Origin of the sequence: Streptomyces sp. CBMA291 (genome assembly GCF_014596525.1) — a bacterium.
GTDB lineage: Bacteria > Actinomycetota > Actinomycetes > Streptomycetales > Streptomycetaceae > Streptomyces.
Genome location: NZ_MSJP01000046.1, coordinates 1 through 21,511 on the forward strand (window position 1 = coordinate 1; position 21,511 = coordinate 21,511).

At 74.3% G+C, this 21,511-nt stretch carries 13 protein-coding genes, 1 pseudogene and 1 riboswitch; of the genes and pseudogenes, 5 read left to right on the top strand and 9 right to left on the bottom strand.

Annotated elements, in window-relative coordinates; genetic code table 11:
- The first annotated feature begins 511 nt into the window (after positions 1 to 511).
- Complete coding sequence (locus BU197_RS30430) at positions 512 to 988, top strand: NPCBM/NEW2 domain-containing protein (protein WP_317452299.1); 477 nt, start codon at positions 512 to 514, stop codon at positions 986 to 988.
- Here the strand turns inward: BU197_RS30430 and BU197_RS12880 are convergent.
- Positions 975 to 4,559 (bottom strand): AfsR/SARP family transcriptional regulator, encoded by a 3,585-nt coding sequence (locus tag BU197_RS12880; RefSeq protein ID WP_188268390.1) that lies wholly within the window; start codon positions 4,557 to 4,559, stop codon positions 975 to 977. The genes BU197_RS30430 and BU197_RS12880 overlap by 14 nt on opposite strands.
- Positions 4,560 to 5,267: 708 nt before the next feature.
- Positions 5,268 to 7,685, bottom strand: a complete 2,418-nt coding sequence (locus BU197_RS12885) for an asparagine synthase-related protein (protein WP_188268398.1) — start codon at positions 7,683 to 7,685, stop codon at positions 5,268 to 5,270.
- 569 nt (positions 7,686 to 8,254) lie between these two features.
- Here BU197_RS12885 and BU197_RS12890 point away from each other — a divergent pair.
- The 4 genes from BU197_RS12890 (at position 8,255) to BU197_RS12905 (ending at position 13,579) form a co-directional block, all read left to right on the top strand.
- Positions 8,255 to 9,706: an MFS transporter gene (locus BU197_RS12890; protein WP_188268391.1), complete on the top strand. Its 1,452-nt coding sequence runs from the start codon at positions 8,255 to 8,257 to the stop codon at positions 9,704 to 9,706.
- A 76-nt stretch (positions 9,707 to 9,782) separates the two neighbouring features.
- The gene (gene lhgO, locus BU197_RS12895) at positions 9,783 to 10,967 is read left to right on the top strand and encodes an L-2-hydroxyglutarate oxidase (protein WP_188268392.1); all 1,185 of its coding nucleotides are present in this window, start codon (positions 9,783 to 9,785) and stop codon (positions 10,965 to 10,967) included.
- Positions 10,968 to 11,269: 302 nt separating this feature from the next.
- Positions 11,270 to 11,989 carry a tRNA (guanosine(46)-N7)-methyltransferase TrmB gene (trmB, locus tag BU197_RS12900; RefSeq protein ID WP_223182907.1) on the top strand — a complete coding sequence of 240 codons (720 nt, stop codon included), beginning with the start codon at positions 11,270 to 11,272 and terminating at the stop codon, positions 11,987 to 11,989.
- 261 nt (positions 11,990 to 12,250) lie between these two features.
- Entirely contained in the window at positions 12,251 to 13,579 is a 1,329-nt protein-coding gene (locus BU197_RS12905; protein ID WP_317452100.1) for a PrsW family intramembrane metalloprotease, read from the top strand.
- A gap of 322 nt (positions 13,580 to 13,901) precedes the next feature.
- On the opposite strand, the gene BU197_RS12910 is transcribed toward BU197_RS12905, so the two are convergent.
- From BU197_RS12910 to BU197_RS12940, 7 genes and pseudogenes are all read right to left on the bottom strand, one after another.
- Positions 13,902 to 14,846: an aldo/keto reductase gene (locus BU197_RS12910; protein ID WP_188268394.1), complete on the bottom strand. Its 945-nt coding sequence runs from the start codon at positions 14,844 to 14,846 to the stop codon at positions 13,902 to 13,904.
- A 216-nt stretch (positions 14,847 to 15,062) separates the two neighbouring features.
- The gene (locus BU197_RS12915) at positions 15,063 to 16,220 is read right to left on the bottom strand and encodes a M23 family metallopeptidase (RefSeq protein ID WP_188268395.1); all 1,158 of its coding nucleotides are present in this window, start codon (positions 16,218 to 16,220) and stop codon (positions 15,063 to 15,065) included.
- Between the two features lie 11 nt (positions 16,221 to 16,231).
- Positions 16,232 to 16,377: riboswitch (cyclic di-AMP (ydaO/yuaA leader) on the bottom strand.
- A gap of 202 nt (positions 16,378 to 16,579) precedes the next feature.
- Entirely contained in the window at positions 16,580 to 17,788 is a 1,209-nt protein-coding gene (locus BU197_RS12920; protein ID WP_411158483.1) for a PP2C family protein-serine/threonine phosphatase, read from the bottom strand.
- A 297-nt stretch (positions 17,789 to 18,085) separates the two neighbouring features.
- The gene (locus tag BU197_RS12925; RefSeq protein ID WP_411158484.1) at positions 18,086 to 19,420 is read right to left on the bottom strand and encodes an MFS transporter; all 1,335 of its coding nucleotides are present in this window, start codon (positions 19,418 to 19,420) and stop codon (positions 18,086 to 18,088) included.
- Positions 19,417 to 20,637: a PLP-dependent cysteine synthase family protein gene (locus BU197_RS12930; RefSeq protein WP_317452101.1), complete on the bottom strand. Its 1,221-nt coding sequence runs from the start codon at positions 20,635 to 20,637 to the stop codon at positions 19,417 to 19,419. The genes BU197_RS12925 and BU197_RS12930 overlap by 4 nt, the downstream gene beginning before the upstream one ends.
- Before the next feature lie 77 nt (positions 20,638 to 20,714).
- Positions 20,715 to 21,095, bottom strand: a complete 381-nt coding sequence (locus BU197_RS12935) for a hypothetical protein (protein ID WP_188268396.1) — start codon at positions 21,093 to 21,095, stop codon at positions 20,715 to 20,717.
- Positions 21,096 to 21,396: 301 nt separating this feature from the next.
- Positions 21,397 to 21,511: pseudogene (locus BU197_RS12940) on the bottom strand (IS5/IS1182 family transposase); the annotation flags it as partial.

Sequence of the window (21,511 nt, forward strand, 5' to 3'; positions counted from 1 at the left end):
CCCGCCCCCCCCCCCCCCCCCCCCCCCCCCCCCCCCCCCCCCCCCCCCCCCCCCCCCCCCCCCCCCCCCCCCCCCCCCCCCCCCCCCTACACGACGCTCTTCCGATCTGCCCGTCGCCGCGCCGCGCCCCGCCCCGTCGGTGTCCGAACCCGCCGCGCCCGCCCCTGCCGAACCCTCCGTCCCCTCCGCCGCACCCGCTTCTCCCGCCGCACCGGCTGCCCCGGGCGTGTCCGCCGCGCCCCCGGCGCCCGGCGTACCGCCGTCGAAGGGCACACCGAAGCCTGCGGCCCCGCCCGCGTCCGTACCGCCGGGGTCGTCCGCGTCCCCGTCCGAGCCGAAGTCCACGCCCACTCCGAGCGCGGCGAAGCCCGGCGTCGGGCTGACGCCGAGTCCCGCGAAGCCGCCCCGGACGACGACGCCCGCTCCCCCGGCATCGTCCTCGCCCACGCCGGAGCCGAAGCCCGATCCGGACGGACCGCCCGACCCGGACCCCGAGCAGACGTCGCCCGAGGTGCCGGACCCGGAGCCGGAGCCGAAGCCCGATCCCCCGCGTGTCTACCAGATCAACGAGCTGAGCTACGGGTTCTTCGACGGCGGCGAGGAGCCCAAGGTCGTCTTCGGCGAGAGCAGCTGGATGTGGCAGCGCGACAACCTCTTCATCGACGGCACCCGGTACGCGCACGGGGTGAGCGTCCAGGCGCCCTCGTCGCTGGTCATCGCCCTCAACCGGCAGTGCACGGGCTATGACGCCGTCGTCGGCATCGACGATCTGAGCCCCCCGCTCGGCGTCGGCGGGGTCCGTTTCTCCGTCTACGGCGACGACAAGCGGCTCTGGCGCTCGGCCGTGGTCCGGCCCGGCGACTCACCGCTCCCCGTACACCTCGGCATCTCCGGCCACGCCAGGGTCCGGCTGGTGGTCGAGAACCACACGCCGTTCGGCAGGGCGGCGGTCGCCGACTGGGCGGACTCCCGCCTCACCTGTTCCTGAGTACGGGCTCCGCGAGGGCGAGCACCCCGTCGACGTCGAGGCCCGCGCCTGCCGCGCGGGCCTCCGCCGTTCTCTCGGGGCCCAGTTCCGCGAGGGCCCGCGCCATCACCTCGGCGGCGTCCTCGGCGCCCGGCACCGAGCGGGGGCGTCTGCCCGGCCTGTTCTCGACGGCGCCGAGGACCCGCAGCGACAGGGCCTGTTCGCCCGCCTCCGACAGGACGACGGCCAGGCCCTCGACCAGACTCGTGGTGACGAGGTCCGACGCCTGCGCCTCCTGGGCGAGGCGCAGTGCGGTCACGGCGGTGGCGACGGCGCCCGCCCCGAGGCCCTCGCGGGACTCCACGCGCGCGGTGAACCCGGTCATCACCGCGATGAAGTGCGGCGGGGGCGCGCCGGTCGTGGCCGTGCCGCCCGCCCGTTCCAGCTGGGCGCGGGCCTCCGCCGTACGCCCCTGGTGGAGGGCGAAGACGGCGTGCAGGAAACGCAGGTACACGCTGGAGTCACGCACGTGGTACCGCTCCGCCTCCCGGTCGGCCTCGGCGAGACCGCGCTCCGCCTCCGCCATGTCGCCCGCGCTGAAGGAGAGTTCGGCCAGGCGGGCGAGGAGGAACGGGGCCTCGGCGTGTGCGCCGACCTCGCGGCTGAGGCGCAGCGCCTTCGCATACGCCTCGCGCGCCTCCTCCGTACGCCCGCGCATCATGTGGGCCTCCGCGGCCGCGCTGGCGATCTGGGCCCCCATCCAGCGGTCGCCGACGCGGCGGGCGATCATGTCCAGCTCGGCCAGGTCCTCGTCGACGCCGGGCATGCCACCGGGCGTGTCGACGGCCATGTGCGTACGGAACATGAGGCTGACGCCGACCTCCCAGTCCCCGCCGTGGCGGCGGCAGTTGGCGACCGCTCTGTCCAGGAGGCCGCGGATCGCGGTGGGGCCCTCGGTGAGATACGAGGTGAACGGCCACAGCAGTCCGGGGAACCGGGCCGCCTCGGGCCCCAGGCGGCTGCCGAACACGTCCCGCACCCGGTGGACGAGCGCCTTCGTCTCCGGCTGCTCGAAGTCGCCCATGCTGAGGTTCTCGAACGCGAGGAAGAACTGAAGCATCCGCAGACGCATGCGGGGCCAGTGCCGGGGGTCCTCCTCGTCGTCGGGGTCGTCGCCGAGCGCGGCCACGCGATTGGCCCAGCTCAGGCCCTCGGGGCGGTAGTTGCGCAGCCACCAGAACCAGCCCATGGCGGAGAGCAGACGGTGGGCGGCGGGCTCGTCGGGGGCGGTGACGACGGTGCGGTGCAGGGCGGCGCGGATGTTGTCGAGGTCGCCCTCGATCCGCTCGATCCACGGCAGCTGCTCGGCGGAGCGCAGTCGGGGCTCCGCCGCCTCGGCGAGCGCGGTGAAGTGTTCGGTGTGGGTGGCCTCGGCAGCGGCGCTCAGCTCCGGAGTCTCGGCGGCGCGCTCGACCGCGTACTCGTGGATGGTCTCCAGGAGCCGGTAGCGCATCTCGCCGCTTGCCGTGGGGGTGGCGACGACGAGCGACTTGTCGACGAGGGCCCCGAGGGAGTCGGCGGCGCGCGGGTCGAGCGCCTCGGCGGCGGCGAGGTCCCAGCCGCCCGCGAAGACCGAGACCTGGCGCAGGAAGGTCCGCTCGGCCGTGTCGAGGAGGTCCCAGGACCAGTCGACGACCGCGCGCAGGGTCTGCTGCCGGGGCAGGACCGTACGGGAACCGGAGGTCAGAAGGCGGAAGCGGTCGTCGAGCCGGTCCGCTATCTGGCGCGGAGTGAGCAGCCGCAGCCGGGCCGCCGCCAGCTCGATGGCGAGCGGGAGGCCGTCGAGCCGACGGCAGATCTCGTCGACTGCCTCCCCGCCGTCCCGGGCGAGGTCGCAGGCGGGGCGGACCGCGCGGGCACGCTCGACGAAGAGGCGGTGCGCGGGGGCCGGCGGCAGGGGCTCGACCGGGCGGACGGTCTCCCCGGGGACCCCCAGGGGCTCGCGGCTGGTGGCGAGGAGCCGGAGCCCTGGGCAGTGCGTGAGCAGCGTCTCGGCGAGGGCGGCGGCCGCGTCGATCACGTGCTCGCAGTTGTCGAGGACGAGGAGGAGGGGCCGCCGGGCCAGATGCTCGACGAGGTGAGCGGTGGGGTCGCCCTGGGGGGTGGCGGGGTCACGGCCCGGGTCTCGGTTGAGTTCTCGGTTGAGTTCTCGGTTGATCAGGTTGACCTCGCGGAGGCCGAGGGCGGAGAGGACGGCTCCGGGTACGGCCTCGGGGTCGTCGAGCGGGGCCAGTTCGGCGATCCAGGCGTTGGCGCCCTCGGCGCGCAGCGCGACCTCCTCCGCGAGCCGGGTCTTTCCCGATCCACCCGGGCCGGTGAGCGTGACGAGCCGGGAGTTCGTCAACTCGCGATGCAGGGAGGCCAGTTCCGGATCGCGACCGACGAAGGAGGTGAGCCGGGGACGGATGTTGCCGGTGGGGGTCGGGGGTGGCGAGGGAGTCGGGGGTGGTGAGGGGGTGGGGACGGCTGACGGGCCTGGGGGGCTCAGGGGGCTCGGAGTGCTCAGGGTGGGCAGGGTGGTCGGAGTGCTCAGGGTGGGCAGGGTGGTCGGAGTGCTCAGGGTGGGCAGGGTGGTCGGAGTGCTCAGGGTGGGCAGGGTGGTCGGAGTGCTCAGGGTGGGCAGGGTGGCCTGCGGTACGGAGGTGACCTGCGGTACGGGGACGACCGGTGGTGCTGAGGTGGCCTGGGTGGTTCGGGTGGCCCCTAGGGCGGGGGCGGGTGGAGTGGCTGGTGTGACCGATGCGGCTGGAGTGGGGGGAGTGAGCGGCGTCGTGGTGCCGGTCGGGGGAATCCGGGGGCGCGGGGGTGTCTCCGCGGGGCCCGTCAGGAGTTGCCGGTGGAGGGCCGTCAGTTCGGGGCCCGGGTCCGTGCCGAGGGCGTCGGCGAGGACGCGGCGGGCCGTCTCGTACGCGGCGAGGGCGTCCGCGGGCCGTCCCTCGGCCCGCAGGGCGCGGATGAGGTGGGCGCGGAAGGTCTCGTCGTATGGATACGTGGTGGTGAGGGCGGACAGCTCCGGTACGAGTCCTTCGGTGGCGCCCCTGCGCAGATCGGCCTCGACGCGGCGGCGCAGGGCCGCGAGCCGCTGGGCCTCGGGGCGGACTCCGGCGGGGTCGGGCAGGTCGGCGAGGGCCGGGCCCCGGAAGAGGGCGAGGGCTTCCCTGAGGAGGGCGGCGGCGGTGTCGGGGTCGCCCGCGTCGAGACGGGCGCGGGCGTCCTCGGAGCGGCGCTCGAAGACGTACAGGTCGATGTCATCGGGGGTGGCGGTGAGCCGGTAGCCGGGGCCGGGGGTGGAGGTGACGGCCTCGCGGCCGAGGACGCGGCGCAGGCGCCCGACGAGGGCCTGGAGGGCGGCGGGGGTGTCCTGTGGGGGGTCCTCGCCGTAGACGTCGTCGGCGAGTTCGGCGGCGGAGACCGCTCGTCCGCCGCGCAGCGCGAGCGCGGCGAGCAGGGCACGCAGCCGGGGCCCGCCGAGCGGGAGGGGCGTGCCGTCGGGACGAAGGGCCTCGGTGGTGCCGAGGATGAGATACCGCACGGGTTCATTGTGTCCGGTGCCCTCCGCGTACGCCTCGGGGTTTACCCCGGTGCGTCCCTGGTTCGGCCCTGGTGCGACCCGGAGTCGGAACGCGCCGGTGTCCGGATCGAAGCCGAGCGGGGCGGGGAGCGGGACGATCGTTCCCAGCTTGTGGCCGGACTTGTGGGTGTGGTCGTCCTCTTGGATTCGGCGCAGACGACGGCTTCGCCCGCCTCGCGGTCGATGAGGAGGCAGGGGTGAGGAGGCAGGGGGGATGCCCGCGCGCGTAGCTCCGGATCTTCAGGAGGCGGTCGCGGCCGGCGGTGGAGGCGGAGGTCACCTCGGCGACGAGGAGGACGGGGAGGACGGGGTCGGGGGCGTGCCACTCGGCCTGGTTGTCGAAGCTGCCTTGGGGGCGATGCCCGGATCGTGGATGACCCGGATGGGGATGGCCCGGTGGGGTCGGTGGTCCCGGGGAGGTGGAGGCCGATGCCTGTGAAGTTGCGCAGCACCCGGTCGACACGCCGGGCGATGACCTGCTCCACCACCTCGGTCACGATCTCCTCGTGCTCGCCGTTGTCCGGACCGGGGGCTCGGCCGGGTCCGGAACCGCTTTACCCGAACGGGTGTGCGGTGACGTTTCACCGGTACGGTCCGGGGCGGCTCCGGACCGAGCCACGCGCGCGTACCGGCGTCGCGCACGTACCGGACACGCGCGCGTGCCGCCCCTCAGGCCGGGAGCGAGCGGGACGCCGGAACCAGCGGGCCCTGGACGGCGCGATGCGCGCGGGGTTCCGCCGTGCTGGTCCAGCAGGAGCCCCGGCGGGCCAGGAGGCGGCGGAGCCAGAGTTCGGTGGAGACGAGGTCGGCGAGGCCGTCCAGGGGTACGGGGGCGCCGTCGGCGGCGGTGGTGAGGGCCTCGCGGACGACCCTGGCCTCGATGAGACCCGCGTCGGCGAGCAGTGGGGCGTCGAAGAGGGCGAGCAGCCGGGGGAGCGCGGCGCGCAGTCCCGCGCGCGTGGCGGCGGCCGGGACCGCCGGGTGGGGGGCGCCCCAGCCCGTCGGCAGCTCGTGGACGCCCGCGCCGGACAGGACGGTGCGGAGTACGCCCGCGCGTGCGTCGGGCTGGACCCGCAGCGATTCGGGGAGTTCACGGGCGGCCCGGACGACCTGGTTGTCGAGGAAGGGGGCGTGCAGGCGCTGGCCCCGGATCTCGGCGGCCTGTTCGAGGACGCGGTGGTCGGCCGCCGCGCGGGCGAGGGCGGCACGCGCGCGTGCCTCGCCCGGCCGCTGGACGGCGGTGGGCAGGGTCGCCGCCCGGTTGAGGCGGGCGGCGACCTCGGCCAGCGCCTCGCCCGTCAGCCAGCGGGCGGCGGGCCCCGGCCTGGACCAGGCGAGGGCGGAGAGGGAGGCCTCCAGGGGGCCGAAGTCGTCCAGGGCGGTGCGGTTGGCCTCCAGGACGCGCCGGGCGGCGGCCTCGATGCCCGCGCGGTACGGGGTGCGGGCGAGGCGGCGGGCCGCCCGGTAGACGGTCAGCGGGACCAGGAGGGAGCCCGCCGAAGGTCCTGAGGCCTTGGCGAGGGCGGTCACGGGGCGCACGAGGGGGCGGCGCCTGCGGTCCATGAGGAGGTCGGCGAGGCGGGCCGGGTGCGCGTCGAGGACCTGTTTGGCGCCCAGGCCGGTGAAGTGGTCGGCGCTGCCGCCCGCGAACCGTCTGCGGTGCCGTTCGGCGGTGACGAGGGCGGGCCCCGGCTCGTCGGTGAGGGGCCCGTCCAGGGTGGCGTACGGGAGGGCTTCGTCGCCTCCGGTGACGACCACGTGGTGCAGGCGCGGGTCTGCGGCGAGTTCGCCCGCGCGCTTGATCTCCTCCGCGCGGCCGGAGCCCGCGCGCGTGGCCAGGTCGTTGAAGGTGACGGCGAGGAGCCGTTCGCCCGCTCCGGTGCCGTGTCCCGTGAGGGTGCCGGGCACTCCGGGCAGGCCTGCGGCGAGCAGCGCGAGGGTGCCGGATGCGCTGCCGCCCGACAGGTCGGCGCCGATGCCGGGGGCGGGGCCCGCGCCCCGGGCGGCGCGCCGGTCGGCGGGGCCCATGCCGGGGACGGGCCCGGGGTCGGGCAGGGGCGCCTCGGGGGCGTGCCGGGGGGCGGTGAGCCGGGCGCGTACGGCCTCGACGAGGGCGTCCCTGACGCCCTCCACGGCCTGTCGGGGGTCGGCCTCGGGGGCGGCGACGGCGAGCGAGGCGGGCTGTTCGTATCCGGCGATCTCGCGGGAGCCCTCGCGCAGGATCAGGGCGTGGCCGGGCGGGATCCTGCGGACTCCTTCGTACGGGGTGGTGTCGCGCAGGGCCTCGGGGGTCTCGGGGCAGGCCAGGAGGGCGGCGAGGTGGCCGATGTCGAGCTGGGCCTCGACGAGGTCGGCGAGGGGCAGGGCGGCGGTGGCGTAGGCGGTGCCGCCTGCCCAGGGTGTGTGGAAGACCGGGCGGGCGCCCGCGAGGTCCCCGGTGACGGTGACCCGGCGGCCGGACTTGACGACGACCGTGTAGCTGCCGGGCCAGGCGGTGAGGTGTCGGAGGGCTCCCCCGCGCGCGGTGAGCAGGCCTCTGCGGAGTTCGTCGTCGCCGGCCGCACAGCAGCCGAGTACGGCGAGCCGGGTCTCTCCGTCGACGGCGACCACGCGCACCTCGTCGGGGCGCCAGTCGCCGACGGCCCACAGCGGGTCGGGGTCGCCCCAGAGGAGTTGCGCGCCCACAGGCTGTACCGTGCGTCCCTCGGTGGCCGCTCCGGGGCCTCGGGAGGTGCCGCCGGAGGTGCCGTGGCCGCCTTCGGGGGCTCCGTACGCCCCGTCGGGTCCTCGGCCGTACCCGCCGTCGGCGCCGTATCCGCCGTATCCGCCGTATCCGTCCTGTCCGCCGTAACCCTCACGCCCGGCGTACCCGTCCTGTCCGCCGTAACCGTCGCGTCCCGTGTACCCGTTCCGTCCCGCGTAACCGTCGGATCCCGTGTAGCCGCTGGGGCCGACGTAACCGCCCGACGGGGAACCGTAAGGCGCGCCGTAGGAGGAGCCGTGGGGGCCGCTCGGGGAGCCCGCCCGGGGTCCGGTGGCCCCGGCGAGGTTCACGGCGACACTGCTCCAGCCCACCAGCCATCGCATCGGCGCCTCCCGGTCCGTTTCGGTGGGAGACATGCTGCCACGACAACGGCGCACGGGGCGGAGGGCGGCGCACGCGTCCGACAGCCGAATGCGCCCCGGCACAGGCCTGTTGGCCACCGACGTCATTCGGCCAAATATCGCCCTTCCCCGGAGGGCTTGAAGGCGTCCGGGCACGCGCCCGCGCGCGGGGTATCCGCCGGCTGTCCGGCAGTCCGGGAGGCGCGCACACCCCCCGGCGCCGTCCACCGCCCGCGGGGAATGAGGCGGTGATGTCCCCCGGCCCAACTGGTCCGGGACACCGCTCCCGGCCGAGCGGGCCGACCCACGCGCTTCTCATGGAAGCGCTCCCCCGGCGCGAGCGACGAGAGCGCACGGCCGGGCGCACGGCCACACGGCGGGAGCGCGAGCCGCTCCGCGCGACCCGATCGTCCGCCGTTCACACAACAATCTCGCCATACGGAACACCGCCCCTTAACGGTAGGGATGCGGCGAACTACGCTGTGCTTACGAATGCCGCACGCCTATGCCCGGTGTCGTGGCGGCCGTCTGGGTGGTCGAGGGGTGGCGTCATGTCCAGGGAGCAACGCGGGCCGAACGAAAAGCTCGGCACGGTTCTCGCCCTCGCGGGAATCAGCAACGCCGGCCTGGCCCGGCGCGTCAACGACCTCGGCACGCAACGGGGACTGACGCTTCGCTACGACAAGACCTCGGTCGCCCGCTGGGTGTCCAAGGGCATGGTGCCGCAGGGCGCCGCACCGCATCTGATCGCCGCCGCGATCGGACAGAAGCTCGGCCGGCCCGTGCCGCTGCACGAGATCGGTCTCGCCGACGCCGACCCGGCGCCCGAAGTCGGGCTCGCCTTCCCGCGCGACGTGGGCGAGGCGGTCCGCTCCGCGACCGACCTCTACCGGCTCGACCTGGCCGGACGGCGGACCGGCGGCGGGATCTGGCAGTCGCTCGCCGGCTCGTTCGCGGTCAGCGCGTACGCCACACCCACCTCCCGGTGGCTGATAACGCCCGCCGACCCCTCCGTGGAGCGGGAGGCACCCCGTCCGGCGCCCGGGGCCAGGACGGGAGCCGGGACCGGGGCCGTCGCGGAGCACGTGCGCGTGGGCCACAGCGACGTCGCCAAACTCCGCGAGGCCGCCGAGGACGCGCGCCGCTGGGACTCCAAGTACGGCGGCGGGGACTGGCGTTCCTCGATGGTCCCCGAGTGCCTACGGGTGGACGCGGCCCCGCTGCTCCTCGGCTCCTACTCGGACGAGGTCGGCAGGGCCCTGTTCGGCGCGACCGCCGAACTGACCCGGCTCGCCGGGTGGATGGCCTTCGACACCGGTCAGCAGGAGGCGGCCCAGCGCTACTACATCCAGGCCCTGCGGCTCGCCCGCGCCGCCGCCGACGTGCCCCTCGGCGGCTACGTCCTGGCGTCCATGTCCCTCCAGGCCACCTACCGGGGCTTCGCCGACGAGGGCGTCGACCTGGCACAGGCGGCCCTGGAGCGGAACCGGGGGCTGGCCACCGCCCGCACCATGTCCTTCTTCCGGCTCGTCGAGGCACGCGCGCACGCGAAGGCGGGCGACGGGCCCGCCGCCGCCACCGCGCTCAAGTCCGCCGAGGGCTGGCTGGAGCGCTCCCGGGAGGGCGACGGCGACCCGAGCTGGCTGGGCTTCTACTCGTACGACCGGTTCTGCGCCGACGCGGCCGAGTGCTACCGCGATCTGAAGATGCCCCGCGAGGTGCGCCGCTTCACCGAACAGGCGCTGTCCCGGCCCACCGAGGAGTTCGTCCGCTCGCACGGGCTGCGCCTCGTCGTCTCCGCCGTCGCCGAACTGGAGTCGGGCAACCTGGACGCCGCCTGCGCGGCCGGTACGCGCGCGGTGGAGGTGGCCGGACGGATCTCCTCGGCACGGACCACGGAGTACGTACGGGACCTGCTGCACCGCCTTGAGCCGTACGGGCACGAGCCGCGTGTCATGGAGCTGCGGGAGCGGGCCCGCCCGCTGCTTGTCGCACCGGCGTGACCCGCGTCCCACCACATGGGCGTTTAACAGCGCTGTCAGTGGGCCAGTGCACTATCGGGGGTGGGAGGTGGCGCTGGTGTTTGACTGTGACGTGCTGGTGATCGGCGGCGGGATCGTCGGTCTGTCGACGGCGTACGCGCTGACGCGTGCCGCTCCCGGCACCCGGGTCACCGTCCTGGAGAAGGAGCACGCCCTCGCGCGCCACCAGACCGGGCGCAACAGCGGGGTCATCCACAGCGGGATCTACTACCGTCCCGGCTCGCTCAAGGCCCGCTTCGCGGTCGAGGGCGCCGCCGAGATGATCAAGTTCTGCTCGGAGTGGGGCATCGCGCACGAGGTGACGGGGAAGCTGATCGTCGCCACCGGGCGCGAGGAGCTGCCCCGGCTGCACGCGCTCGTGCAGCGCGGCAGGGAGAACGGCATCCCGGTGCGCGAGCTGGGCCCGGCGCAGATCAGCGCGTACGAGCCCCGGGTGCGGGGCCTTGCCGCGATCCACGTCGGCACGACCGGCATCTGCGACTACGGGGCGGTCTCCGCCCGGCTCGCCGAGTCCTCCGGCGCCACGATCGTCCACGGGGCCGAGGTCGTCCACATCGACCGGCGCCCCTGGGGCGTCGCCGTGCGGACGGCGGACGGCCGGATCGTCCGGGCCAGGGTCCTGGTGAACTGCGCGGGGCTGCACTGCGACCGGATCGCCCGGCTCGCGGGCGACGACCCGGGCATGCGGATCGTCCCCTTCCGGGGCGAGTACTACGAACTGTCCGACCCCTCCCTGGTGCGCGGCCTCGTCTATCCCGTGCCCGACCCGGCGTTCCCCTTCCTCGGCGTGCATCTGACCCGGGGCATCGACGGCGGCGTCCACATCGGGCCGAACGCGGTCCCGGCGCTCGCCCGCGAGGGGTACGGCTGGTCCGTCGTCCGCCCCCGCGAGCTGGCCGGCACCCTCGCCTGGCCCGGCTCCTGGGCCATCGCCCGCGCGCACTGGAGATACGGGGCGGGAGAGCTGCGCAGGTCCCTGTCGAAGCGCGCCTTCACCGAGGCGGTACGGCGACTGCTGCCGGTCGTGGAGGAATCCCATCTGCGGCGGGCCACGCCGGGCGTACGGGCGCAGGCGGTGCTGCGGGACGGGACGCTCGTGGACGACTTCCTGATCCGCGAGGCCGCCCGTACGGTCCACGTATTGAACGCGCCCTCGCCCGCCGCGACGGCCTCCCTCCCGATCGGCCGGGAGGTCGCGGGCCGGGCCCTGGCACTGCTCTGACGGGAAGGGCCGGGGTGCCGGTGCGGGCCCGTGACCGCCCGGCGGGCGGGCGTCCGTCGTGGCCTTCGCCGGGCCCGGCGTCCCGCCCCGGGCGCCGTTAGAATCGGGGCATTGTGTCTGAGCAGCCAGAGAACACCCCGCAGCCCTCGGCCGCCGAAGCCGGCGAGGCCTCCGAAGCCGTCGCCGCAGCCGTCGACGCGGCCGACGCCGATGCCGTCACCGAGGCCGTCGAAGGCGCCGTAGGCACCGCCGACGAAGCGCCCGGCGAAGCCGTCCAGCCCGCCGCGCGGCGGGGCAGCCGGATGTTCGCCCCCGGCGAGGGCCCCCTGCCCGACCCGGCGGGCGCGCACCACGAGCGGCGCATCCGGAGCTTCCAGCCGCGCCGCAGCCGCGTCACCTACGGGCAGGCCGAGGCCATGCTCAAGCGCTGGCCCGACTGGGGTCTCGACATCGACGGCAAGCGGGTCCTGGACCTCGGCGAGATGTTCGACGGGCTCCCGGTCGTCATGGAGATCGGCTTCGGCATGGGCGAGGCGACCGCGCAGATGGCCGCCGCCGACCCCGGCACTGGCATCCTCGCCGTGGACGTGCACACCCCCGGCCAGGGCAATCTGCTCGGCCTCGCCGACCGGAACGGCCTGACGAACGTCCGGGTCGCCAACGGCGACGCGATCATCCTGCTCCGCGAGATGCTGGAGGAGGACGCGCTCGACGGCTGCCGGGTCTACTTCCCCGACCCCTGGCCCAAGGCCCGCCACCACAAGCGGCGGCTGATCCAGGCGGAGTTCCTCACCCTGCTCGCGACCCGGCTGAAGCCCGGTGCCGTGCTGCACTGCGCGACGGACTGGGAGGAGTACGCGGAGCAGATGCTGGAGGTGCTCTCCGCGCACCCGGACTTCGAGAACACCCAGCCCGACGGCGGCTACGCCCCCCGTCCGGACTTCCGCCCCGTCACCCGCTTCGAGGGCCAGGGCCTGGACAAGGGCCACGTCGTCCACGACCTCCTCTTCCGCCGGAAGTGACGGAACCCGCGTAGGGGATCCCGTACGGCCGTCTGTAGGCCTGTCCGTGCGGCCCGCCTGTACGGCCTGTCTGAGCGGACCCGTCCGTGCGGCCTTTCTGCGCGGGACAGGCCGCACGGGGCAGGCGTACGGGGCGAATCAGTACGGGTCCCGCGTACGAAGCGGTCCGGTCCGTCCCGTACGGGCCGCCCCGTCACCGACCTGACCGGCTGCCCCGCAACCGTCTCGCCCGTGTCGGTGCCGGTCGTTAGGGTCGCTGACGTGTCGAACACCGCTCCCGCCGCAACAGAGGCCGTTCCCGTCCCGCATCGGGACACCGAGGAGCCCGCCTTCCCGGTCGCCGCCGACCGGTCCCAGTGGCGCTACCGGCCACGCCGGGACTTCTGGCGCAGTCGGCTGTTCCGTGCCGTCGCCCTGGTCACCGTCCTCGTGATCTGCGCCCTGGTCATCCTGGCGCTGGTCCGCGAGCAGACCGGCACGACGGGCTTCCTCGTCGGTCTGGGCCTCGCCGTGCTCCCCGTACCGCTGCTCATGGCCGCGTTCCGCTGGCTCGACCGGGTCGAGCCGGGCCCCTGGAAGAACCTGCTCTTCGCCTTCGCGTGGGGCGCCTTCGCCGCCGCGCTCGTCGCGATCCTGGCGAACTCCTTCGCGGTCCACTGGATCGCGACCGCCACCGCCGACCCCGAATCGGCGGACACCCTCGGCGCCACGGTGGTCGCCCCCGTCGTGGAGGAGAGCGCCAAGGCGGTGGCCGTCCTGCTGCTCTTCCTCTTCCGGCGGAAGGACTTCGGCGGGCTCGTCGACGGCGTCGTGATCGCCGGATTCACCGCGACCGGCTTCGCGTTCACCGAGAACATCCTCTACCTCGGCAACGCCTTCGGCGAAGACCAGGACGGCGGCTTCACCGGGCTGCCCTCGGTGACCGCCGCGACCTTCTTCGTCCGGGTCGTCATGTCGCCGTTCGCGCACCCGCTCTTCACCGTGCTCACCGGCATCGGCTTCGGACTCGCCGTCCTCGCCCCGCGCGGCAAGCGCCTGCGGAAGGTCCTGCTGCCGCTCACCGGACTGCTCCTCGCCATGGGCATGCACGCCGCCTGGAACGGCTCGGCTGCCTTCGGCGGGCCGCTGGCCTTCTATCTGGTGTACGGGTCGCTCATGGTCCCCGCCTTCTCCCTGCTGACCTGGCTCGCGGTCTGGAGCAGACAGCGCGAGCTGCGCACGATAGCCGGGGAGCTTCCGGCGTACGCGGCGGCCGGCTGGCTCTCCCCCGCCGAACCGCTCGCGCTCTCCTCGATGAACGCCCGGCGGCTGGCCCGCTCCTTCGCCGCCCGCGCGTACGGGCCGCCCGCCGCGACGACCGTCGGGGAGTACGAGTCGTTCGCGACGACCCTGGCGTTCCTGCGGGACCGGGCCCGGCGCGGCACGGCGGGCCCCGACTTCGCCGCCCGCGAGCAGGAGCTGCTCCACCACCTCTGGCAGCGGCGGGACATCGCCTCCCCCGCGCTCACCCACGCGGCGCGGGCGACCGGTCGGGTGTGGTCGCCGCCGCAGTACCTGGACTACGACGGCTACAACCCGTATCGCGGGTGATCGGGCCGTATCGCGCCTCCTCGTCCGTTTCGTAGGCAGAACCACGATTCGTGCGCCTGACCCCGTTCCGTACGCCGAACCACCCGTTTCATACGCCGAACCGGGCCCTGTATCCGCTCCTGACGGCGTCCCGGGACGTCCCAGAGCCCGTGGGACGGACTTCGGGGTTCCGTTCCCGCGTACATTGCTTCACAGAGCGACGGAACGGGGAGCGACATGACCCCCGTTCCGACGGGGGTACACAGAAGCCCCCGGTCCGGTACTGCCGGGCCGGGGGCTTCTGCGCGTTACGGTGCCCTCTCCGGGGGCGGAGCGGGGGCGCTCAGGCGGAGGCTTCCGTGAGGAGCTTCAGTTCGGCCTCCGTGAGCGTGAACCCGGCGACGGCCACGAGCGCCGGTACCTGCTCGGGGGTGCGCGCCGAGGCGATCGGGGCGGCGACGGTCGGGCGGGCGGCGAGCCAGGCGAGGGCGACGGTGGCGAGTTCCGCGCCGTGTGCCTCGGCGATCGTGTCGAGCGCGGAGAGCACGGCCCGGCCGCGCTCGGTGTCCAGGTGGCCGCCCGCTCCGGCGGCGCGGACGCTGTCGACGGTGACACCGGGACGGTACTTGCCGGTGAGGAAGCCGGCGGCGAGGCCGAAGTACGGGACGGCGGAGAGCCCGGCCTGCTCGACGGTCTCCAGGAGGGGGCCCTCGTAGGTGTCGCGGGAGACCAGGTTGTAGTGCGGCTGGAGGGCCACGTACCGGCTGAGGCCCTCGGACTCGGCGAAGTCGAGGGAGGCGCGCAGCCGCTCCGGTGAGATGTTGGAGGCGGCGACGGCCCGCACCTTGCCCTCCTTCACCAGCTGGTCGAGGGCGGTGACGATCTCCTCCACGGGGACCGACTCGTCGTCGAAGTGGGTGTAGTAGAGGTCGATGCGGTCGGTGCCGAGGCGGCGCAGGGAGGCCTCCGCGCCCGCCTTGACGGTGGCGGGCGCGAGGCCCTTGAAGTCGGGGTGGGCGCCGACCTTGGTGGCGACGACGATGTCGTCGCGGTTGCCGCGGGAGGCGAGCCAGCGGCCGATGACGGTCTCGGACTCGCCGCCCTTGTTGCCCTCGGCCCAGGCCGAGTAGACGTCGGCGGAGTCGATGAAGTTGCCGCCTGCGGCGGCGTAGGCGTCGAGGACGGCGAAGGACTGTGCCTCGTCGGCGGTCCAGCCGAAGACGTTGCCGCCGAGAGCGAGCGGGAAGACGTTCAGGTCGGAGCTGCCCAGCGGGCGGAGGAAGGTCATGACACGATCAACTTCACCCGCCGCCGGGGCTATTCCGTTTTCCCCGGCCGCTTCCGGTTTTCCGGGACTGGGCGTCCAGTACCGGTTTTCCGGAGCCGGTTTTCCGGGACTGATCGACCAGTACCGGGCTTCCGACCCCGGTTTTCCGGGACTCATCGTCCAGTACCGGTTTTCCGGGGCCGGGGTCCAGGGCGAGGCCCAGGCGGAGGCTCAGGCTCAGAGTGACAGGCCCTTGGAGCGGAGCCAGTCCGCCGGGTCGATGCCGTCGCCGCCGGAGGTGTGCACCTCCATGTGGAGGTGGGCACCGGTGACGTTGCCGGTGGCGCCGACGCGGCCGATCGTCTCGCCGGTGCCGACGGTCTGGCCGGTGCCGACCGTCATGGAGGAGAGGTGGCAGTACCAGACCTCGGTGCCGTCGGGCAGTTCCAGGACGATCCGGTAGCCGTACGAGCCGGACCAGCCGGCCGACTTGATGGTGCCGCCGTGCACCGCCTTGAGGGGGGTCCCGGTGGGGGCGGCGAAGTCGAGGCCGGTGTGGTGGCCGGAGGACCACATCGAGCCGGACTGCATGTAGGTGGCGGTGAGGGAGTACGAGGAGACCGGCAGCGAGTAGCTCGCGGCGAGCCGGGCGAGCCGCTCGGCCTCGGCCTTCGCTTCCGCCTTCGCCTTCGCCTCGGCTTCCGCCTTCGCCTTCGCTTCCGCCTCGGCCTTCGCCTTGGCCTCGGCGGCCGCCTTCTCCGCCGCGTCGGCCTTGGCCTGGGCTTCCGCCGCCGCCTTCTCGGCCGCCGCCTTCTCCGCCGCTTCCTTCTCGGCGGAGTCGGCGGAGGCCTGCTGCTGCTCGGCCTGCTGGAGGATGCGGGCGCGCAGGGCCTCGCCCGCGTCGGCGGCACCGGCCTCGGCCTGGGCCTGGGCCGAGTCCGCCTGCCTGGTCAGCGCCGCCTGGGTGACGTGCTGGGCGGATGCGCCCTGCTCCTCGTCGGCGGTGGTCGTGTAGGCGGCGGTGGTCAGCGGGTTGGGGTTGGCGCGGGCGGCGGAGACCGTCTCCTGCGGCTTCTCGGGGAGGAGGTCGCCTATGCCGGGGAGGTCGTGCGCGTCCGGCAGGCCGAGGTCGGGGAGCGAGATGGCGACCGGCGCCTTCTCGTTCGCGGTGGCGAGGCCGCCCGCGCCGACGGCGGCGATGACGCCGACGCCGAGGACCGTGGAGGAACGGGCGAAGTTGGAGCGCTGCTTGACGACCCGGTGCCGGCCGCCGGAGCGGCTCTGCGCGCGGAGAGTGTCCTCGGTGGGGTTCCACTCGGCGTCCGGGGCGGCGGCACCCGCACCAGCGCCGAACGCGTCGAAGGGGGTTTCGGGTGCGGGAGTGTTGGACGCCACGGAGGCGCGCTCCTTTCCTTCCGTCTCGCCTACCGGGTTAGCTGACGGGTTCGGAGCGGGAAGGTCTCCTACGGGCACGGTCGCACGGGTGCGAAGGGCCCGATTCACCCCAAGTAGTGGTTCCCCGGTTCCTGTTCGGATTCGGCGTTCTGCGCACGGTGCCGCCTCTTGCGGCGGCTGGGACGACCGCGCTGCGTTATCGAACGTTAATAGACAGGGGTACTCGATTCCAAGCTGTCGCCCTTGATCATTCATGGGATTGGGTGGGAATGACCCGAGTTGACCCCGCTTCCGCAAGGAAGGGCCAAACCGCCGAGATCTGACGTTGCATCAATTGTTATCGCAGTGACACCTTATGACTACGGTTGGTGACCGGACCCGTCCGGTGGCACCATCCGCATCGTCCGCCGCCTCGTCTGCTGCCCCCGGGACGGGCGGCTCACCGCGAGCAGCGCCATGTCGTCGAGCTGCACCCCGCCCGTGTGCAGCCGTACGTCGTCGACGAGCGCGTCGAGCAGCTCCTCGGGCCCCGGGAAGATCCGGCCCGCGAGCCGCTCCACCGGGTCGTAGAAGACGCCGTCCTCGTTCCGCGCCTCCGAGAGGCCGTCGGTGTGGAAGAGCAGCGTCGCGCCCGGCGGGAAGGGCCGCGTCTCGGTCCGGTCCGGCCACGATGCCAGCTCGCCCATGCCGAGCGGCAGTGCCGGCTCGGACGGCTCCAGCGGTTCGAGGCCCCCGTTCGCGTACAGCATCAGCGGCGGCGGGTGCCCTCGGTTGACCGTCCGTACGCATCCTTCGAAGGTGCCGTCGGCGTCCCCGCGCGGTATCTCGGCGAGGACGGCCGTGGTGAATCCCTCGAAGGCGTCGATGCCCTCCCTGCGTTCGCCCTCCCGGGCCAGCGCCCCTTCCAGGCGTCGGGCCACGCCCTCCAGGCTCCGTTCCTGTTCGGCCGCCTCCCGGAAGGCCCCGATGACGACCGCGACGGCCTCGATCGCCTCGATTCCCTTGCCCCTTACGTCCCCGACCACGAGCCGCACCCCGTAGGGGGTGTCCTGGACGGCGAACAGGTCGCCGCCGATGAAGGCGTCCGCGTGCGCCGCCTCGTACCGCGCCGCGCACTGGAGCCCGCCGATCCGCTCGGCCGGCTGCGGGAGCACCGCCCGCTGCACGGTCTCCGCGACGACCCGCGCCGAGGCGAGCCGTTCGCCGCTGCGGCGCACGACCCGGTTGATGAGGAGGGCGAGCACGGAGACGGTGGCGACGGTCAGGGTCTCGGTCAGGGCCGGGATACGGCTCGACATGCCGTGCGAGAGCTGGAGTACGCCGGAGGCGAGGACAGCGGCGAGCCCGGTGAGCAGGGTCGTCCGGGTCGAGAAGAAGGGCGCGGCGATGAGCGGGGCGGCGGAGAAGAGCGGCGCGGCCGTGTACTCGGCCGGGGTCGCCAGGTCGTATACGGCCCCGCCCAGGATCATCAGCGGGGGCATCGCGCGGATGAACCGCCGGGTGCGCCCGTACGGACGCCCGTCGGCGCCCCACCGGCCCTGGCCGCCCGCCTTCGGGGGGTTCCCCACCTGTGCCCTCCTGCCCGGTCCGCGCCGCCCGCGGCCCGAACCGCGCCCTCCCAGGGTCACCGCCCCCCGCTGGGGCGGCGACCCTCATAGGGCCGAACGGGGGAGGGGCGGGGCTCGTAGGGGGCAGGTCCGTGCCCGTACGGGTGGGAAAGGGACCACTAGGGGCCCGGGGCCCGTACGGGTAGGGACGGAGACCCGGAAGGGCAGGGAGGGGGACCACCAGGGGCCCGGGGCCCGTACGGGTAGGGGCGCGGGCCCGTACGGGGGCCCCTGCCTGCCCCCGGTCCCGTCGGGTGGTCAGCTCGTCAGGCGGCCGCCCCGGGTCAGCAGGGCCATCGCCGCCGCGCATCCCAGGCCCACCGCACACAGCGCGAGCCAGGGCGCCGCCGACCAGCCGGTCAGGTCGAGCAGAACACCCGTGCCCAGGTTCCCCAGGGTGATCCCGATCCCGCACACCGTGTTGTAGAGCCCGTAGTGGGTGGCCACCCAGCGCCCCCGGGAGAGGGCGACGACGGTGTCCATCTCGTACGGGTAGAGCACCGCGTTCGCGACGGCCAGGACCGCCGCGCACAGCAGCAGCCCCGGCAGACCCCGGCCCAGCGTCGCCGGGAGCAGGAACGCCCCGCCCATCAGGGCGAGCCCGAGGACCAGACACCGCTCCCGGCTCAGCCGCCGCTTGCACCAGGCCGTGATCCGCAGCTGCCCGGCCAGCGCGACGAGCGCCGAGACGACGAAGAGCGCCGTCGTGGGGCCCGTGCCCCCGGCGGCGAGCGGCAGGGCCAGATAGACCTGGAAGGAGAGGACGTACGAGCCCGTCATGGCGAGCGAGAAGAGCCAGAAGGTGCGGTGGGCGAGGACGGTACGGAACTGGCCCCGGGGGTCTTCGGCCGTGGCCCCGACTCCGGCTCCGGGCTCGGGCTCCGGCCTGGCCCCCGCTTTCTCACTGGTCCTGCCCGCCTCACCAGCCCCGGCCCCGGCCCCGGTGTCGGGCTCGGGCTCGGGGTTCCTCCCCGCCCCTACGGGCATGTACCGGAGCTGTACCAGGGTCAGGCCGGCGAAGAGGAGGGCCGCCACCCCGCACGTCAGCCGGAACGACACCCCTGTCAGGGTCACCCCGACGAGCGGCCCGAGCAGGATGCCCGCCTGGTAGTAGACGTTGAACAGGGCGAAGGCCTCCACCCGGCGCTCCTCCCCCGCCTCCGCCGCAAGGCAGGCCCGGACGGCGGGGTTGAACAGCGCCCCCGCCAGGCCCGTCGCCAGCGAGGCGGCGATCAGCATGGGCAGCGACTGCGCGAACGCGAGCGCCCCGAACCCGGCCGTCCGCAGCGCGCAGCCCGCCACGATGAGCGGCTTGAACCCGAGCCGGTCGGCGAGCGCCCCGCCGACCAGGAACATCCCCTGCTGGGAGAGGTTGCGGACGCCGAGGACCAGACCGACCGCCCAGGCGCCCATGCCGAGCCCGCCCGCGAGGTGCGCGGCGAGGTACGGCATGAGCATGTAGAAGCCGAGGTTGATGGTGAGCTGGTTGAGGAAGAGGAGCCGGACGGCCGGCGGGAAGCTCAGGCTCTGCCGCCGGATTCCGCCCCCTGCCGCCTCCCCGGGGCCCGTCGCGGTGCCGGTCGTGGCGCTCACCGGCCCCGCCCCGCCCGGTCCATGCCCTTACGGGTCCAGCCGTCGACGGGCACGCCGTCCTCGTACCCGGCCGGGTCCTCCCGTACGGGACCGGCGAGCAGACCGTGGTCCGCGCAGTACGCGTCGTTGAAGACGGTGTCGAAATACCGTTGCGGGCCGTCGGGGAAGACGGCCGCGATCCGGGTGCCGCGCGGCCGGGTGCGGGCCAGCCATCCGGCGACAAGCGCGACCGCGCCCACGCTCCAGCCGCCGGTCGCGAACTGGCGGGAGGCGAGGCGGCGGGCGGCCCGTACCGCTTCGGCGGGGCCCACCCAGTGGACCTCGTCGAAGGCTCCGTGGTCGACGTTGGCCGGGTGGATCGAGGAGCCGAGGCCGCGCATCAGGCGCTCCCCCGCGGGCAGCCCGAAGACGGTGGAGCCGATGGAGTCGACGCCGACGAGTTCGAGGGCGGGGCTGCCGGTGGCGCGCAGGGCGCGGGCGATCCCGGCCGAGTGGCCGCCGGTGCCGACCGCGCAGACGAGGACGTCGATCCGGCCGAGCTGCTCGGACAGTTCGGCCGCGAGCCCGGTGTAGGCGGCGGGGTTGTCGGGGTTCCCGTACTGGTTGGGCCACCAGGCCCCGTCGAGGCGCGCGAGCAGTTCGGCGACCCGGTCCATCCGGGCCTGCTGCCAGCCGCCGTGCGGGCTCGGCTCGGGCACGACGTGGACGGTGGCGCCGTGGGCGACGAGCATCCGCTCCACGATCGGTTCGAGTCCGGGGTCGGTGACGACGTGGACCGGGTGTCCGTGCAGCACCCCGGCGAGGGCGAGACCGAGACCGAGGGTCCCGGAGGTCGACTCGACGACCGGGGCGCCGGGCCGCAGCTCTCCCCGGCGCCGGGCCTGCTCGACCATGTAGAGGGCGGCGCGGTCCTTGATGCCGCCGAAGTTGAAGCCTTCGAGCTTGGCCCAGTAGCCGTCGTCGGTCCACAGGACGGGCGTGTTGCCCACGGTCTGCTCGGCGAAGGGCAGCAGCCTTCCGGGGAGTGTCCGGTCGGTGGGGGTGGCGGGAGCGGCGGGAGCCGCCGAAGCCTTAGGGGCCGCCGAACCCATAGGGGCCTTAGGGGTCGTAGGGGTTTTAGGGGTCGGGCCGGAGGCCGGGGTGGCCGGATCGGTCGGATCGGTCGGATCGGTCGGATCGGTCGGGGGCACGGTCGTGCCGGGCAGCAAGGCGTTCATGGTGGATGCGTCCTCGGGGTGCGGCATGCGGGGTGGCACGCGGAAGAGAACCTGGTCACGCGGGAGGCGGGACCGGCTCAGTTCCGGTTCACTCCGAGGGCGGTCAGCAGCCGGCCGGGTGCGGGGCCGGGCCCCGCCCTGCCCCGGACGCACCGCGCACGGGGGTCGACACGGAGGTCGGCGGCGTACGGCAGGAGGACGGCCCCGCCCGCGCCGGGCGCGGTGACGGGCGCGGCGGAGGACTGCGCGGGGAGGTGGGCGTCGAAGGACCAGGCGTCGCCGGAGGGCTCGCAGCCGTGCGGCTGGGCGGGGGCGGAGAGCGTGGCCCTGGCCCCCGAGGTCGGCAGCAGGTGCCCGTGCGAGCCGTGGCAGACGCTGACCAGCAGGGCGAACAGCGCGAGCAGGACGAGGAGGGCGGGCGCCCGCCTCCGTACGTCTCCCGCACTGGTGTCACTCATGGTGTGCGTGACATTACGGCGCGCCACCTCGGGCCCGCAAAGAGGCGACCCGGATTCGGCCACTGGTCGCCGCCCCTCCGGGAGATCCCCTGGGGGCCGGGGGCCTCTGGGCCCGGGAGACGCCGGAGGGCCCGGGAGACCCCGAAGGGCCGGGGAATCCCTGGGGGCCGGGAGACCCCTGAGAGTCGGGGGATCCCCTGAGGGCCGGGGGACCTCTGAAAGCCGAGGGATCCCCTGAGGGCCGGGATATCCCCTGAGGTTCGGCCCGGGGTCCCCGGAGGTTTAGGCACTGTTTCTTGGATCATGTTCGGAGCCAGATGGTGAGGGCTGCGAGGGTGACGGTGCCGAGGTAGACATAGGCGCGTTTGTCGTAGCGGGTGGCGACGGCGCGGAAGCCCTTCAGGCGGTTGATGGCA